The organism is Nonomuraea sp. NPDC049504 (genome assembly GCF_040676845.1).
Taxonomy (GTDB): domain Bacteria; phylum Actinomycetota; class Actinomycetes; order Streptosporangiales; family Streptosporangiaceae; genus Nonomuraea; species Nonomuraea salmonea.
Genome location: NZ_JBFAPT010000052.1, coordinates 25,373 through 41,120 on the forward strand (window position 1 = coordinate 25,373; position 15,748 = coordinate 41,120).

At 72.4% G+C, this 15,748-nt stretch carries 14 protein-coding genes; 8 read left to right on the forward strand and 6 right to left on the reverse strand.

Annotation, left to right across the window (positions count from 1 at the left end; all coding sequences use genetic code 11):
- The first annotated feature begins 59 nt into the window (after positions 1–59).
- Positions 60–1,100, forward strand: coding sequence for a 3-deoxy-7-phosphoheptulonate synthase (gene aroF / locus AB0K28_RS49395; RefSeq protein WP_364384964.1), 1,041 nt, complete (start codon positions 60–62; stop codon positions 1,098–1,100).
- Positions 1,101–1,283: 183 nt separating this feature from the next.
- Here aroF and thiI read toward each other — a convergent pair whose 3' ends face one another.
- Positions 1,284–2,480, reverse strand: coding sequence for a tRNA uracil 4-sulfurtransferase ThiI (gene thiI / locus AB0K28_RS49400; RefSeq protein WP_345401144.1), 1,197 nt, complete (start codon positions 2,478–2,480; stop codon positions 1,284–1,286).
- Between the two features lie 274 nt (positions 2,481–2,754).
- Between thiI and AB0K28_RS49405 the strand changes: the two genes are divergently transcribed.
- Together AB0K28_RS49405 and AB0K28_RS49410 are read left to right on the forward strand one after the other, a co-directional pair.
- Entirely contained in the window at positions 2,755–3,735 is a 981-nt protein-coding gene (locus tag AB0K28_RS49405) for an MHYT domain-containing protein (protein ID WP_345401141.1), read from the forward strand.
- A gap of 118 nt (positions 3,736–3,853) precedes the next feature.
- Positions 3,854–4,672, forward strand: a complete 819-nt coding sequence (locus AB0K28_RS49410) for an MHYT domain-containing protein (RefSeq protein ID WP_345401138.1) — start codon at positions 3,854–3,856, stop codon at positions 4,670–4,672.
- Positions 4,673–4,809: 137 nt separating this feature from the next.
- Here AB0K28_RS49410 and AB0K28_RS49415 read toward each other — a convergent pair whose 3' ends face one another.
- A complete protein-coding gene (locus tag AB0K28_RS49415) occupies positions 4,810–5,835 on the reverse strand; it encodes a 6-phosphofructokinase (protein WP_364384969.1) in 1,026 nt (341 codons plus the stop codon).
- 152 nt (positions 5,836–5,987) lie between these two features.
- Here AB0K28_RS49415 and AB0K28_RS49420 point away from each other — a divergent pair, with 152 nt between their 5' ends.
- Together AB0K28_RS49420 and AB0K28_RS49425 are read left to right on the forward strand one after the other, a co-directional pair.
- A complete protein-coding gene (locus AB0K28_RS49420) occupies positions 5,988–6,752 on the forward strand; it encodes an FGGY family carbohydrate kinase (RefSeq protein ID WP_364384972.1) in 765 nt (254 codons plus the stop codon).
- Between the two features lie 26 nt (positions 6,753–6,778).
- Positions 6,779–7,456 carry an FGGY-family carbohydrate kinase gene (locus AB0K28_RS49425; RefSeq protein WP_364384995.1) on the forward strand — a complete coding sequence of 226 codons (678 nt, stop codon included), beginning with the start codon at positions 6,779–6,781 and terminating at the stop codon, positions 7,454–7,456.
- A 160-nt stretch (positions 7,457–7,616) separates the two neighbouring features.
- On the opposite strand, the gene AB0K28_RS49430 is transcribed toward AB0K28_RS49425, so the two are convergent.
- The gene (locus AB0K28_RS49430; protein ID WP_364384975.1) at positions 7,617–8,942 is read right to left on the reverse strand and encodes a N,N-dimethylformamidase beta subunit family domain-containing protein; all 1,326 of its coding nucleotides are present in this window, start codon (positions 8,940–8,942) and stop codon (positions 7,617–7,619) included.
- Between the two features lie 52 nt (positions 8,943–8,994).
- Positions 8,995–9,909 carry a beta-propeller fold lactonase family protein gene (locus tag AB0K28_RS49435; RefSeq protein ID WP_364384978.1) on the reverse strand — a complete coding sequence of 305 codons (915 nt, stop codon included), beginning with the start codon at positions 9,907–9,909 and terminating at the stop codon, positions 8,995–8,997.
- Between the two features lie 94 nt (positions 9,910–10,003).
- On the opposite strand from AB0K28_RS49435, the gene AB0K28_RS49440 reads away from it, so the two are divergent.
- Positions 10,004–10,855 (forward strand): helix-turn-helix domain-containing GNAT family N-acetyltransferase, encoded by an 852-nt coding sequence (locus AB0K28_RS49440; RefSeq protein ID WP_364384981.1) that lies wholly within the window; start codon positions 10,004–10,006, stop codon positions 10,853–10,855.
- A 4-nt stretch (positions 10,856–10,859) separates the two neighbouring features.
- On the opposite strand, the gene AB0K28_RS49445 is transcribed toward AB0K28_RS49440, so the two are convergent.
- Both AB0K28_RS49445 and AB0K28_RS49450 read right to left on the reverse strand, forming a co-directional pair.
- Positions 10,860–11,882 carry an alkaline phosphatase PhoX gene (locus AB0K28_RS49445; protein ID WP_364384984.1) on the reverse strand — a complete coding sequence of 341 codons (1,023 nt, stop codon included), beginning with the start codon at positions 11,880–11,882 and terminating at the stop codon, positions 10,860–10,862.
- Between the two features lie 171 nt (positions 11,883–12,053).
- A complete protein-coding gene (locus tag AB0K28_RS49450; RefSeq protein ID WP_345401122.1) occupies positions 12,054–12,521 on the reverse strand; it encodes a DNA starvation/stationary phase protection protein in 468 nt (155 codons plus the stop codon).
- Between the two features lie 116 nt (positions 12,522–12,637).
- On the opposite strand from AB0K28_RS49450, the gene AB0K28_RS49455 reads away from it, so the two are divergent.
- The gene (locus tag AB0K28_RS49455; protein WP_345401119.1) at positions 12,638–13,234 is read left to right on the forward strand and encodes a helix-turn-helix domain-containing protein; all 597 of its coding nucleotides are present in this window, start codon (positions 12,638–12,640) and stop codon (positions 13,232–13,234) included.
- The gene (locus tag AB0K28_RS49460) at positions 13,231–15,651 is read left to right on the forward strand and encodes a VIT domain-containing protein (RefSeq protein WP_364384988.1); all 2,421 of its coding nucleotides are present in this window, start codon (positions 13,231–13,233) and stop codon (positions 15,649–15,651) included. The genes AB0K28_RS49455 and AB0K28_RS49460 overlap by 4 nt, the downstream gene beginning before the upstream one ends.
- The last annotated feature ends 97 nt before the right edge of the window (positions 15,652–15,748 follow it).

Consider the following 15,748-nt stretch of genomic DNA (forward strand, 5'->3'; position numbering starts at 1 on the left):
GCCCCGGGTCCTCAAGGACCCGGGGCCTTTCGTGTTTTCCGGAGAAGGAGAGCGGCAACATGGTGATCGTGATGGGCCCTGAGGCCACCGCGGACGATCTCGCGGCGATCGTGTCGGTCGTCGAGGCGGCCGGGGTGGAGGCGTTCGTCAGCAAGGGCGTGCGCAGGACGATCGTCGGCCTGGTGGGCGACGTGACGCAGCTCGACGCCGCCGCCCTGCGCGGCATGGGCGGGGTGCGGGACGTCATGCGGGTCTCGACGCCGTACAAGCTGGTCAGCAGGGAGAATCATCCGGAACGTTCCACCGTGCACGTGGGCGGCGTGCCCATCGGCCCCGACACCGTGACGCTGATCGCGGGGCCATGCGCGGTGGAGACGCACCGGCAGACGCTCGACGCGGCGCGGATGGCGCAGGCGGCCGGCGCGGTGCTGCTGCGCGGCGGCGCGTTCAAGCCGCGCACCTCCCCGTACGCCTTCCAGGGCCTCGGCGAGAAGGGCCTGCGCATCCTGGCGGACGTGCGGGAGGAGACGGGGCTGCCGATCGTCACGGAGGTCGTGGACGTCCGCGACGTCGAGCTGGTGGCCTCCTACGCCGACATGCTGCAGGTCGGCACCCGCAACATGCAGAACTTCGCGCTGCTGCAGGCGGTCGGCGCCACCGGGCGGCCGGTGATGCTCAAGCGTGGCATGACGGCCACCATCGAGGAGTGGCTGATGGCCGCCGAGTACATCGCGCAGCGCGGCAACCTCGACATCGTGCTGTGCGAGCGGGGCGTCAGGACGTTCGAGACGGCCACCCGCAACACGCTCGACGTCTCGGCGGTGCCGGTGGCGCAGCGGCTGTCGCACCTGCCGGTCATCGTCGACCCGTCGCACTCGGGCGGGCGGCGCGACCTGGTGCTGCCGCTGACCAGGGCGGCCGTCGCCGTGGGCGCGGACGGCGTGATCATCGACGTGCATCCGCAGCCCGAGCAGGCGCTCTGCGACGGCCCGCAGGCGCTCGTGGACACCGACCTGGGCGAGCTCGCGCAGATCATGACGGACTTCCCGCCGCTGCTCGGCAGGACGGCCGCCACCACCGCCACCCCGGTCACCGCCTGACGTTCACCGCCTGATGTTCACCGCCTGACCGTCACCGCCTGACCGTTACTGGCGCCACCTCCGCCCAGCCATCGCCTGACGCCAGGCAGGGCAACGGCCACCGCCTGACGCCTCGCCGAAGCGATCCCCGGCCCCGCCGCCGCGGGGTCCGGGGAGCGGCTCACAGGCATGTGCTCCTGAATCTCAGAGCGTGTACTCCTGGATGGAGTCGGCGAGCTGGACGCACAGCTCCTCGGCGTCGAGCCGCTTCTCGATCTGCTTGAGGTCCTCGATCTTGGCCCGCGTCTCGGCCCGCTTGGGCGCGAGCAGCGAGCAGCAGTCCTCGTCGGGCAGCTCGGAGATCTCGAGCGTGCCGATGCGCCGGGCCTCGGCCATGATCTCCGTCTTGTCCCACCCGACGAGGGGCCGCAGGATCGGCAGGTCGACGGCGTTGTCCTGGGCGGTGATGTTGGCCAGCGTCTGGGACGACACCTGGCCGAGCGCGTCGCCGGTGATCAGCGCGGAGGCGCGGATGCGGTGGGCGACCTCTTCGGCGGTCTTGAGCATGAGCCGCCGCTGCGCGATCACGGCCAGGCGGTCCTGGCCGGAGGTGCGGATCGACTGCTGCGCCTTGCCGAACGGCACCACCCACAGGCGCGACTTGCCCTGGAACCGGTCGAGCTTCTTGACCAGCGCGTACGCCTTGTAGATCGACTCGGAGGTGGTGAAGGGGATGCCGGAGAAGTGCAGGAAGTCGACGTGGAGCCCGCGCCGCATCATGCGGTAGGCGGCCACCGGCGAGTCGATGCCGCCCGACATGAGCACGAGCGCCCGCCCGCTGCTGCCGACGGGCAGGCCGCCCTGGCCGGGGATGCCGCCGGTGAAGACGAACACCTCGTCCCTGTCGACCTCGATGAAGATGGTCAGCTCGGGGTTCTTGAGGTCGACGGGCAGGTTGTACTCGTCGTTGATGGCGCCGCCGACGAACCGGTCGAGCTCGTTGGAGCTGAGCGGGAAGCGCTTGTCGCGGCGGCGGGAGCGGACCGCGAAGGGGGCGCCGCGCTTGGCCGCCTCGCTCTCGCCGGCCAGCTCGAGACCGGCCTTGAGCACGGTGTCGGGGTCTTTGGCGACCCGCCAGGCGCGGTGGATCCAGACCAGTCCTGGCACGTCGGCGACCCGCTCCGCGACGGCGTCGGCCTGCTCGGCGGTGGCGCCCTTGGGCAGGAAGATCGCGACCACGCCGTGCCGCCTGCGGACGTCGACCTGGATGCCGACGCTCTGGAGCGCGTCACGGATGTTGCCGATGAGGCGGCGTTCGAACAGCTCGCGATTCTTGCCCTTGAGGACGATCTCGCCCAGCTTGAGCAGAACGCACGGCTCGCCCAGGGCGGACATCGTCATGGTGGAACCTCCGGGGAAGATGGGGAACGCGGCCGTTGATGGCAACGTCGCGACCCATCGAGTTTAGTCCGCGCCGCGCCCTCCTCACCGTCCTCACTCTGCCCTCACTCTGCCCTCACTCTGCCCTCACTCTGCGCGGCACCCGCACCCCGGAGAGTTATGAGGATGTCTCATGTTTCCGACAGTGCGATTTGACAGATAGTTGCAATATCCATGCGAATGGGACATCCGGGATGGCAAAATCCGGGAACCCCTAAATCGCAAGGACCGATAGATGACCTCCGCTGTGGATCACTTCACCTACGGACTGCTCACACCGCTGCTCGCCTACGTCATGTCCTGCATGGGCTCCATGCTCGGGCTGCGGCTGACCGCGCAGGCGCACGCTTCGCGCGGCGGAGCACGCGTGCGCTGGCTGCTGGGCGCGGCCGTCTCCATCGGCGGCACGGGTATCTGGGTCATGCACTTCATCGCCATGATGGGCTTCCAGGTGGAGGGCACCCAGATCAAGTACGACGTCTGGCTGACCGCGGCCTCCGCCCTGGTCGCCATCGTGGTCGTCGGCACCGGCCTGTTCCTCGTCTCCTACGGCGGCGGCCGGTGGCCTGCGCTGCTGGGCGGCGGCCTGCTCACGGGGCTCGGCGTGGCCTCCATGCACTACCTCGGCATGTACGCGATGAAGATGTCCGCCCACGTCTCCTACGACCGCGTGCTCGTCGGCGTCTCCGTCGCGATCGCGGTGGTGGCGGCCACGGTCGCGCTCTGGTTCACCACCCGGGTCAGGAAGCCCATCTGGATCACCGGCGCCGCGCTCGTCATGGGCCTCGCGGTGGCCGGCATGCACTACACCGGCATGTACGCCATGCACGTCACGGTCGACCCGGTGATCGGCGACGTCGCCGGCGCCGACGCGCTGGACTTCCTCGTCCCGCTCATGACCGTCATCAGCCTGATCACCCTGACCATGCTCCTCATGGTGATCCTGTCCCCGTCGGAGGAGGAGCTCACCGAGGACGCGGAGCTGCTCGCCAAGCTGGAGCTGCGCCGGCGCAACTCCGAGCAACAGCAGCAGCTGGCCGCCTACCCGGCGCCGCTGGCCGCTCCCGTGCCCGGCCGGCCGCAGCCGATGCAGGGCCGCCAGCAGCCGATGCAGCCGATGCCGCCCACGCAGCCGGCCCAACCGCAGCCGGTCCAGCCGCAGCCGGCCCCGTCGCCGCGCCAGCAGCCCGCGCGATCCAGGGGCAGGCGCCGCTAGGAAGAAACGCAGGAGGCGTGAGCAGGCGCGGCTGAAGGCCGTGCCTGCTGATACTTGCGCGAAGAGCTGAGCCCCACTCATACTCCCCTCATCGATGCGGTAAGGGGATGGGTGGGGCATGTCGCCGATCGAGCATTTCTCGCACGGGCTGCTGACGCCCCTGCTCGCGTACGCCGTCTCCAGCGTGGGCTCGATGCTGGGGCTGCTGCTGACCGCGCGGGCACGGCTCACCGGCGGCCGTGAGGCCAAGTACTGGCTGGCCGGCGCGGCCGTCGCGATCGGCGGCACCGGCATCTGGACCATGCACTTCGTCGCCATGCTGGGCTTCTCCGTGCCCGGCTCGGTGATCCGCTACGACGTGCCGCTCACCGTGGCGTCGGCGCTGCTCGCGATCGTCGTCGTGGGCGCCGGCCTGTTCCTCGCCTCGCACGGCGGCGAGCGGCCGAGCCGCCTGATCGCGGGCGGCGTGCTGACCGGCGCAGGCGTGGCCGGCATGCACTACCTGGGCATGGCCGCGATGAACATGTCAGGCCACGTCTCCTACGACCCGCCCGTCGTCGCGCTGTCGGTGCTCATCGCGGTGGCGGCGGCGACGGCCGCGCTGTGGTTCGCGCTGCGGGTGACCGGCGCGCTGAAGATCGGCGGCGCCGCGCTCGTCATGGGCATCGCGGTGGCCGGCATGCACTACACCGGCATGGCGTCGATGTCGGTGCGGACCCACTCGGACATGGTGCCGGTGGCCGGCGCTCAGGGCATCGACTTCCTGCTGCCGCTCATCGTCGGCATCAGCCTGGTCACGGTGGGGCTCCTGCTCGCCGTCGTCCTGTCGCCGTCGGAGAAGGAGCTGCGCAGCGAGGCGGAGTTCAAGGAGCGGCTGCGCCGCGGAAACGCCGAGGGCGCGCCGGAGGTGGATCTCTTCGGCACGCCCCGCGGTTGAGCTATGTCATGGGTACGGCTTGCGGCGCACAGGTGGGCCGCCGACGTGACGCGGCGCAAGCCGTACCCCGAGGGGGTTGTAGCGGATAACCCCGCTGCTCTCGACGGTACGGCCGCCCGCTTGCAACCGGCTTACAGTCAGCCGAAGAACACCTCGGCCTCGGAGTAGCGCTCGACCGGCACCGTCTTCAGCTCGGCCGTGGCCTCGTCGAGCCCGACGCGGACGATGTCGGTGCCGCGCAGCGCGACCATCTTGCCGAAGTCGCCCTCGTGGGCCGCGTCGATGGCCTGCAGCCCGAATCTGGTGGCCAGCACCCGGTCGTAGGCCGTCGGGGTGCCGCCGCGCTGGATGTGGCCGAGCACGGTGGTGCGGGCCTCCTTGCCGGTGCGCTTCTCGATCTCCTTGGCCAGCACCTCGCCGATGCCGCCCAGCCGGACGTGCCCGAACGCGTCGAGCGTGCCCGCCTGCAGCTCCATCTGCCCCTCGACGGGGTGGGCGCCCTCGGCGACCACGATGATCGGCGAGTAGCGGGTGCGGAAGCGGGACTCGACGTATTCGCAGACCCGGTCGATGTCGAACGGCTTCTCCGGGATGAGGATGACGTTGGCGCCGCCCGCCATGCCCGCGTGCAGCGCGATCCAGCCGGCGTGGCGGCCCATGACCTCGCAGATGAGCGCCCTGTGGTGGGACTCGGCGGTGGTGTGCAGCCGGTCGATGGCCTCCGTCGCGATGTTGACGGCGGTGTCGAAGCCGAAGGTGTAGTCGGTGCCGGACAGGTCGTTGTCGATGGTCTTGGGCACGCCCACCACGTGGACGTCACGGTCGTAGAGCTGCTTGGCGACGCCAAGGGTGTCCTCGCCGCCGATGGCGATCAGCGCGTCGACGCCGGTCGCGGCGAGATTCTCCTTGATCCGGTCGACACCGCCCTCGATCTTGATCGGATTGGTGCGGGAAGAGCCCAGAATGGTGCCGCCGCGCGGCAGGATGCCGCGTACGGCTTGAATGTCGAGTGGCATCGTGTCGCCTTCCAGGGGGCCGCGCCAGCCGTCACGGAAGCCGACGAACTCGTGCCCGTAGACGCTCACCCCCTTACGCACCACTGCCCTGATGACGGCGTTGAGCCCGGGGCAGTCGCCGCCTCCGGTGAGCACTCCAATACGCATGGCGGGTTCCTCCCGATAGGGGTCACGAACCAGACCTGATGTCAGACTCGCATTGTGCCCGGCATCACACGCAGTGGTCTAGACCAAACGCGAGGCTGCGGAATTAAACCTGGGCGCCCGGTCGTGTCGTGATCGTTAGAGGAGGAATGTCCGTGACCGTGTTGGCCATTGACGCCGGGACGACGGGAGTGACGGCGCTCGTCGTCACGGAGGACGGAAGCGTCGCGAGCAAGGGGTACGAGGAGTTCGCCCAGCACTTCCCCGAGCCGGGCCAGGTCGAGCACAACCCCGAGGACATCTGGCAGGCCACGCTGTCGGCCTGCGCCGCCGCGCTGCGCGGCACCTCGCTGCGGCCGTCCTGCGTCGGCATCACCAACCAGCGTGAGACCGCCGTGCTGTGGGACCGCCGCACGCTGGCCGCGCCGCGCCGCGCCATCGTCTGGCAGGACCGCCGCACCGCGGGGCTGTGCGGGCGGCTGCGCGACGCCGGGCACGAGCCGCGGGTGAGCGAGCTGACCGGGTTGCGGCTCGACCCCTACTTCACCGCCACCAAGCTCACCTGGCTGGCCGAGCACGACCCCGGGGTGTGGGCGGGCGTCACGTCGGGGGCCGTCGCCGTGGGGACGGTGGACTCGTACCTCATCGCCCGGCTGACGGCGGGCGCGCGGCACGTCACCGACCCGTCCAACGCCTCGCGCACCCCCTGTACGGGCTCGCGTCCGGCGGGTGGGAGCCGGAGCTGTGCGAGCTGTTCGGCGTGCCCGAGCCGGCGCTGCCGGAGATCGTGCCCAACTTCGGGCCGCTCGGCCGGACCGACCCGTCCTCCTTCCTCGGGCTCGACCTGCCGATCAGCGGGGTCGCCGGTGACCAGCAGGCGGCGCTGTTCGGGCAGACGTGCTTCGATGTGGGCGACGTGAAGTGCACCTACGGCACCGGCTCGTTCGTGCTGGCGAACCTCGGCGAGAAGATCGCCAGGCCGGAGAACGGGCTGCTGACCACGGTGGCCTGGCAGACGCCCGCCGGTGAGCGCACGTTCGCGCTGGAGGGGTCGATCTTCGTCACCGGCGCGGCGGTGCAGTGGCTGCGCGACGGGCTGGGGCTGATCGGGTCGGCGCCGGAGTCGGAGGCGCTGGCGCGTACGGTGGCCGACAGCGGCGGGGTGGTGTTCGTGCCCGCGCTGACCGGGCTCGGCGCGCCGCACTGGGAGCCCGAGGCGCGCGGGCTGATCACCGGCATCACGCGCGGCACGACCCGGGCGCACCTGGTCAGGGCGACGCTGGAGGCCATCGCGTTCGAGGTGCGCGACGTGGTCGAGTCGATGACGGCCGGGTCGGTGCAGGTGCTCAAGGCCGACGGCGGGGCCAGCGCCAACGACCTGCTCATGCAGGTCCAGGCCGACCAGCTCGGCACCGCCGTCGAGCGCCCCGCGATCCAGGAGACCACGGCGCTGGGCGCGGCCTTCCTGGCCGGCCTGGGGGCGGGCGTGTGGGGCTCGCAGGCCGAGCTGCGCGAGACCTGGCGCCTCGACCGCCGCTTCGAGCCTGGCGAGCGCGACGATGCCGCCTACGCCCGCTGGCAGGCCGCGGTGACCCTGACCCGCACCGCCGCCCGCCCCACCTGACCCGCCCCTCCGAGCGCCCGGCAGATATGGGGCTGGGGCTCGCGGGGGCAGCCTGCGCAGGCGTGGCCCACCCCACCCCCCTGACAAAGAGCCCTGCCGGGGCCCGGGGGGCGCGCTCGCGGGATCAGGTCATGCCGACGGGCCACCCGGGGGTGTGGGATCAGGGTTTGGCGGCGGGGCCCTGGGCGAAGCGGGTGAGGAGGTTCAAGGTGGCGCGGCGGGTGAAGGCGGCGGCGGAGTCGGTGACGCCGTGGCCGCAGCGCTTGCCGCGCAGCCCGCACACCCACCGCATCGTGCCCGAGGCGAACACCCCGGCCCCGCTCGGCGCCGTGTAGTAGGTGCTGTGCGTGACGCTGCGCCGCCCGCCGCACGAGAACGGCGACTCGGCCAGCACCTGCACCCCGTCGGGCGAGCCGCGCGACACCCGGTCGGTCTCCACGCCGACGAGCCCGGGGAAGCTGCGCCCCTTGGTCCCGGCGAAGATCCAGTGGTCGGGCCTGCTGACCCGGTAGACGCCCTCGGCGGGGAAGCAGTCGTACATCTGCCCCACCAGCGCGCTCTCCGGCCGGGTGTCGCGCCAGAGCCGGCAGTCGCGCTCCTTGTCACAGGCGACCGTCCTGCCGTGCACGGCGATGCGCCAGTAGACGGCGTTCGCGCCGAGGAAGGCGAGGTTGGTGCCGCTGTCCCTGGCCCGGGTGACGACCTGGCGCATGCCGGGCGACCAGTACTCGTCGTGGCCGAGCGAGATCACCGCGCGGGCGCCGTCGAGCGCGCCGGGGACGAGGTCGAGGTTCGTCAGGTACGCCAGCGGCACGCCGCTCTGCTCGGCCACCGCCAGCGCCTCACTCTCGAAGTCGAGGAAGAGGCGGGCGCCACTGTGGTCGTACGGCCGGTCGAAGGTGACGGCGCGGGAGCGGTCGGCGTACCCGCCGGGGCCCTGGTAGAGGCTGCGCCCGCCCCACAGGTTGTACGCCTGCCAGGTGGTGACCGCGTTCACCAGGACGACACGGCCGGCGGTGGAGGCCGAGCGCACGGTGACGGGCACGTAGCGCTGTGCGCCGGTGGAGGCGTCGAGCCTGATGAGGTACGAGCCTTCGGGCCAGCCGTCGGTGTCCACGGTCAGCGACGGCGTCCAGTGGGCGGCGGTGACCGTGCCGTCCACGACCTTGGCGGGCGTCTGGCGCACCCCCTTGACCGGGTCGGACTCCCACACCTTCGCCGGGTTGGCGCCCATGCGGAAGGCGCGGGCGGTGAAGCGCGGCGCGGTCGTGGAGACGTGCAGCCGCAGCCGCTCGCCGGGCAGCACGCTCACCCGGTCGGCGTACCCCTCGATCTCGTGCTCGGCGCCCTGCTTGTGGATCCGCCAGGACTCCTGCACGTCCGCCCCCACGATCGGAGCGGGCGGCGCGACGGGTCGCGGCGCGGCCGGAGGAGGCTCGCCGCAGCCGGCGGCGAGCAGGAGGACGACGAGGAGCACCTTGCGCACGCGCCCATGGTCGGCGTGGCGTGCCTCCTCTGGCCGCGACTTGGTGAAGTCCTTACATGACCAGGACGCAGGCCGGGCTGTCCACCTCGTACGCCACCCCGTCCGGCGCGGGCACCCCGTCGCGCAGGGTGAAGCGGGTGACCGTGTTCGCGTACTGGTTGGCCACGTACATGTGCTCGCCGTCGATGGCGAAGTGCCGGGGCCAGTCGCCGCCGGTCGGCACCTCGGCCACGTGGGACAGGTCGCCGGCGCGCAGCACCGAGACGGTGTTGGGGCCGCGGTTGGCGACGTAGACGAAGTCGCCGTCGAGCTGGAGGTGGGAGGGCGCGTTGGCCCCCTCCTGCCGGGAGGCGGGCACGCTGGTGCGGCGCTCGCCGTCGATGAGCGTGACGGTGCCGTCGAGCTCGCCCGCGACGTAGAGGCGGTCGCCGGCGAACGCGAAGTGGCGCGGGCCCGTGCCGGGGCTCAGCGTGATCGGCTCCAGCCGGGTGCCGTCGGGGCGGTAGCGGCGGATCTCGTCGGTGCCGAGGTCGGAGACGTGCAGCAGGCCGTCGTGGAAGACGCACTGGTGGGCGTGCGGGCCCTCCTGGCGCTCCGTGTGGGGCCCCGAGCCCTCGTTGCGCAGCACGAGCGGCTCGCCCGTGAAGGCGCCGCGCTCGTCCAGGTGGTACACGACCGCCGTGCCGTCGCCGTAGTTGGCCGCCGCGAGCAGTGTGCCGGTGGGGTCGACGGCGACGTGGCAGGGGCTGTGGCCCTCGCTCGGGCGCTCGTCGAAGGGGGTCAGCTCGCTGGTGACCTCGAAGGCGGTGAGCCAGCCGCGTTCGAGCTCGCCCGCGGCGTACAGCACCGGGAGCGTGGGGTGGGCGGCGAGGAAGGACGGCGCCGTCACCCGCGCGAGGCCGTGCTCCTTTCCGTCATCGATCGTGACGATGCCCGGGCCGTATCCGCCTATGCGCAGGTGCTTCACAGCGGGGATCCTCCTATGGTTGACTGAAGCAATGAGTTCGTTGACAGAAGCAAGGGTTACTGAGATCAGGGCCTTCAACCGGTTCTATACGAAGATGATCGGCGTGCTCCAGGCGGGTATGCACGACTCGCCGTACTCACTGACCGAGGCACGCGTGCTGTTCGAGCTGGCGCAGACCGACCGGGTCGAGACCGGGGAGCTGCGCGGCCTGCTCGGCCTCGACGCCGGCTACCTCAGCCGCATCCTGACCCGCTTCGAGAACGACGGGCTCGTGGAGCGCGAGCGCTCGGCCTCCGACGCACGCAAGCAGCTCGTCCGGCTCACCCCCGGCGGGGCCGAGGTCTTCGCGGCGCTCGACCGGCGCTCGGGCGAGGAGATCGCGCAGCTGCTCGGCGAGCTGGCCGAGGAGGACCAGGCGCGGCTGGTCGGCGGCATGGCGGCGATCAGGCAGGTGCTCGACGGGGCGCGCGAGCCCCGCTCGTACGTGATCAGGCCCCCGCGCACCGGCGACCTCGGCTGGGTCGCCTACCGGCACGGCGTGCTCTACAGCGCCGAGTACGGCTGGGGCACCGCGTTCGAGCAGCTCGTCGCCGGCATCGTGGCCGGTTTCGACCCCGCCCGCGACGCCGGGTGGATCGCCGAGGTGAACGGCGAGCGGGCCGGCTGCGTCTTCTGCATGCGGCAGGACGACGAGACCGCGAAACTGCGGCTGCTGCTGGTCGAGCCGTCCGCGCGCGGCCTCGGCATCGGGCGGCGGCTGGTCGAGGAGTGCGTACGGCACGCCCGCGACGAGGGCTGCCGGCGCGTCACGCTGTGGACCCGCGACTGCCTGACCAGCGCGCGGCGCATCTACCGGGCGGCCGGGTTCGAGCTGGAGTCGGCGGAGAAGGGCTCGGAGAACGGGGTCGAGCTGGTCGAGGAGATGTGGACCCTCGACCTCGCCTGAGCGCTCAGGGACGGAAGGGGCCCGTCACCTCGAAGGTGTGGCCCTCGGTGCGGCCGCGCCTGGCCGAGAAGTAGAGGCGCTCTCCGCTGGGCGAGAACGCGAGCCCGGTCAGCTCGGCCCCGTGGTGGCCCTCCAGGCGCAGGAACGGGGTGACCGCCCGGTCGGGCGCGATCACGTCGATCTCGGCGCGCTCTCTGGCGACGTAGAGGTCACCGGAGGGCGCGGCGGTGATGGCCCGCACGCCCTCGCACAGCCGGTCGAGCGTGGCGGTCTGCGCGTCGTACGCCCACAGCCCGGTGTCGCCCTTCGTCGTGAAATAACACACCCCGCCGGCGTAGTGGCAGCCGTCGCCGCCGTCGAAGTGGCGGGCGCCCTCGACCTGGTGGCGGGCCTCCTTGAGCAGCGCGGCCGGCGACGGCACCGCCTGCCAGCGGCCCGACGAGCACAGCACCTCGAGCGTGCCCTCCGTCAGGTCGCCCCAGTCGCCCGGCCTGAACCGGTAGAAGCAGCCGTCGGGCTCGTCCTCGGTCATGTAGATGACCCGCCGCTCCGGGTCGCAGGCGGCGGCCTCGTGCTTGAAGCGGCCCATCGCCAGCCGGGGACGCGCGGCGCGGGCGCCGTAGGGGTCGCATTCGAAGACGCGGCCGCGGTGGCCGAGCTCGCACGACAGCCACGTGTGCCACGGCGTGGCGCCGCCCGCGCAGTTGAGGTCGGTGCCCGACAGGATGCGGTAGGCGTCGCCGATGCTGCCGTCGGCCCTGAACCGCAGCGCCGACGCGCCGCCGAGCAGGGGCAGCTCGGAGTTGGAGACGTAGATCCAGCCGGCGCCGTCGGGGAAACAGGCGCCGCCGTCGGGGGCCGCGTGCCAGGTCAGGCCGGCGACCTTGTGACCGCTGCGGGCCACCACCCGGCCGGCGAACCCAGGGGGCAGCGCCAGGCCGTCGGGGCCCGGAAGTCCGAGCGGACCGTACGGGCTGATGCCGCCCGGCAAGAGCGGGCCCGTGCGGAGGAGAGTCTTGTGCGACATCGTGGGGCCTCCCTCTAGGTGCCACGCTAGTCGACCGCACCGACATGAATGACAGGGACTCGCGAAACCAAACTCTCCGCAAACCTCGCCACCGCCCCCGGCACGGACGGCCCCGGGCACACGAAAGCCCGGGCCGTACGCCCGGGCTCTCCTTCGTCGCGCGCCCTCGGATCAGCGCTGTGCCTGGAACATCCAGTGCTGCTTGTCGACCTCCTGCGCCACGGCGATGAGCAGGTCCTGGCTGACCGGGTCGGCCTCCTCGGTGGCCGCGATGCGCTCGTACATGCGCTTGCTGATGCCGCCCAGGATGTCGGTCATGGTCGCCACGACCTTGCCGTCCTCCTGCCAGCCGCCGTCCGGCTGCTGGAGCTTGGTCTCGCGGGAGACGGTCGCGGCGCGGCCGTCCGGGTTGGCGCCCAGGGCCACCACGCGCTCGGCGATGGTGTCCATGTGGGTCCTGGCGAGGTCGGTGACCTCGTCGAGCTGCAGATGGATGGGGCGGAAGTGGGAGCCGATGAGGTTCCAGTGGGACTGCTTGGCGACCAGGGACAGATCGATGAGATCGACCAGGGCGCCCTGGAGGGCCTCGACGACGGTGTTCTTGGCGTCGCCCGAGAGTGGTCCGGTGATTGTAGCCATGCGTACTTTCCTCCCCGCCGGTCGGCTTTTACACATTTAGAACGGTTTTCGGCCTGCGGTTCTTCCACCACACGAGCACGTTGACACTGTAACAATGACAGTGTCATTGTGGAGGTATGAGCGAGACCTGGACGATCGGCGAGCTGGCCGAGCACGCGGCCCGCGCGCTGCGCGACGGCGCGGCGGCCGCCGGTCACTCCGCGAACGGACGGGTCCGTGATGTGCCAGGGGAGCGGCTGATCAGGTGGTACACGACGATCGGGCTGCTCGACCCGCCGCTCACCCGGCGCGGCAGGATCGCCCGCTACGGCCGCCGCCACCTCCTGCAGCTCGTGGCGGTCAAGCGCATGCAGGCCGCCGGCCACTCGATCGCCGAGATCCAGACCGCCCTGACCGGCGCCACCGACCACACTCTGGAGCAGGCGTCCGGCCTGAACGGGTCGCTCCCCCGCCCCGGCCCCGCCCCGGCCGCCGCAGGGGGCGGGGAGCGGGCGCGCTTCTGGGCTGAGCGGCCGGGTAGCCCACCGGAGGTGTCCGCCGCCGGCGCTGCTGAGCCTGGGCCGGCGGCCGGGGTCGTCACGGGGGTCAGGCTGGGCGATGGGGTGCGGTTGGTGCTCGACGGAAGACGGGCGCTGTCGGATGAGGACGTTCAGGCGGTGCTGGCGGCGGCCGGGCCGCTGCTCGCGGTGCTCGAAGAGAGGAAGCTGACATGAGGATCACTTCGCTGGAGCCCGCGCGGTGCCTGCCGGTGCCGGACGCCGGGTTCGGCGCGCTGCTGACCGAGCGCGGCAACCTGCCGCTGGAGAGCGTGGACGTGACCGCCGCCATCTCGGGCCTGATCACCGGGGTCGAGGTCACGCAGGGGTTCACCAACCCGTACGACGTGACGCTGGAGGCCACCTACGTCTTCCCGCTGCCCGACAGGGCGGCGGTGACCGGCTTCCGCATGGAGGCCGACGACCGGGTCGTCGAGGGCGTGCTCAAGGAGCGCGGCCAGGCCAGGGCCGACTACGACCGGGCGCTGCGCGAGGGCAGGCGGGCGGCGATCGCCGAGGAGGACCGGCCCGACGTGTTCACGATCAGGGTGGGCAACATCCTGCCCGGCGAGCGCGTCTCGGTGCGCCTGAGCATGAGCCAGCCGCTGCCGTACGAGGACGGCGCCGCCACGTTCAGGTTCCCGCTGGTCGTGGCGCCGCGCTACATCCCCGGCCGCCCGATCGACGGCCCGCCGGCCGGCGACGGCGTGGCGCCCGACACCGACGCCGTGCCCGACGCCTCCAGGATCAGCCCGCCGGTGCTGCTGCCCGGCTTCCCCAACCCCGTACGCCTGTCGCTGACGGCCACCGTGGACGCGGCCGGGCTGGAGCTGCGCGAGCTCGCCTCCAGCTTGCACGTGGTCGAGGAGAAGGGCGGCACGGTACGCCTGCGCCCCGGCGAGCGGCTGGACCGCGACTTCGTGCTGCGGCTGACGTTCGCCGCTTCCACGGCTCTCCAGTTGGACGGGCAGGCGGGCGGGCAGGCGGGCGGCAAGGGCACGTTCGCGCTGACCGTGCTGCCGCCGCCGCTGGAGGGCGCCCGCACGCCGCGCGACCTGGTGCTGCTGCTCGACCGCTCGGGCAGCATGGGCGGCTGGAAGATGGTCTGCGCCCGCCGGGCCGCCGCGCGCATCGTCGACACGCTGACCTCGCACGACAGGTTCGCGGTGCTGACGTTCGACTCGGTGGTGGAGGAGGCGTTCGAGGGGCTGGCAGAGGCGTCCGACCGCAACCGCTACCGCGCGGTCGAGCACCTCGCGAGGGTCGACGCCCGGGGCGGCACCGAGCTGCTGGAGCCGCTGCGCCGGGCCGTCGCGCTGCTCGACGGCCGCACGGAGGGCCGCGAGCGGGTCGTCGTGCTCGTCACCGACGGCCAGGTCGGCAACGAGGACCAGATCCTGGAGCAGGCGGGCGGCGCGCTGTCGGCCATGCGCGTGCACGCGGTGGGCATCGACAGGGCGGTGAACGCCGGGTTCCTCGGCCGTCTCGCGGGGCTCGGCGCGGGCCGGTGCGAGCTGGTCGAGTCGGAGGACCGGCTGGACGCGGCCATGGAGCACATCCACCGCAGGATCGGCGCTCCCCTGGTCACCGACCTGGCGCTCAAGGGCCTGGAGGTCGAGCCGGAGACCGTCACCCATCTGGGGTCGATCTTCCCGGGGGTGCCGCTGCGCGCGTACGGGCGCTGTCGCGAGGGCTCGTCGGTGACCGTGCGGGGGCTGACCGCGCGGGGGCCGTGGGAGGAGCGCGTGGACGGCGTCACGGTGGACAATCCGGCCATCACGGCCGTGTGGGCCCGCGCTCACCTGCGCGAGCTGGAGGACCGGTACGCCATGGGCGAGCACGACCTGGAGGAGCGCATCGTGCGCACCTCGCTGGAGTACGGCGTGCTCTGCCGGTTCACCGCGTACGTGGCGGTGGACACCCGGCAGGTCGCCGGCGAGGGGCCGCAGCATCGCGTCATCCAGCCGGTCGAGCCGCCGAGCGGGTGGGAGCCGCCGCAGTCGCCCGGGATGGGCGCCTTCGGGGCGAACGTCATGCTGGCCGCCGCGCCGGCGAGCCCGGCCAGGATGCGGACGCCGCAGCCCGGGCTGAGCAGCGCGGGCGGGATGGAGATGGAGCGGGGCTTCCTCACCGGAGGGCCGCAGGACGGCGGCGCCCTGCCTCCCTCGCCGGCGCCCATGCCGATGGGTCCCGGCGGGCCGCGCCGGGGTCGCGGCCGGGTGGCCGGCGGGCGTCTGGAGTCGGTACGCCCCCAGCTCGTGGCCGAGCTCGACCGCCTCAGGGCCCTGGCCGCACCCGACCTGCTCTACCTGGCCGACCTGGGCACCCGGCTGGCGGCGCTGGCGGCGTACCTCGGGGGGAACGAGCAACTGGAACGCCTGGCGGCCGAGCTGGCGGCGGCCGAGCGTCCTGGCGCGGACGCCCACGCCCTGCACGCCCGCGCCGTCGAGGTCCTCACGGCCCTGACCGGCCCGACTCCCCCGCCACCGGCGGGCGATCCACGCTCGGCGGGCGTGAGACCGGCGGGCGACCCAGGAACTCCGGGCGCCCCCGGCGACGGAGGCAGGCGCGGCCCCTTCTGGAAGCGCACCTGACGGACGCCGCGGCCTGAGCTCGTGGGCCTCGGCGCCGTCCACGGTGAAACGGGCGTCGTCGTCGCCCGCGTCGGAGGCGGGCAGCGCGGCGACGGCC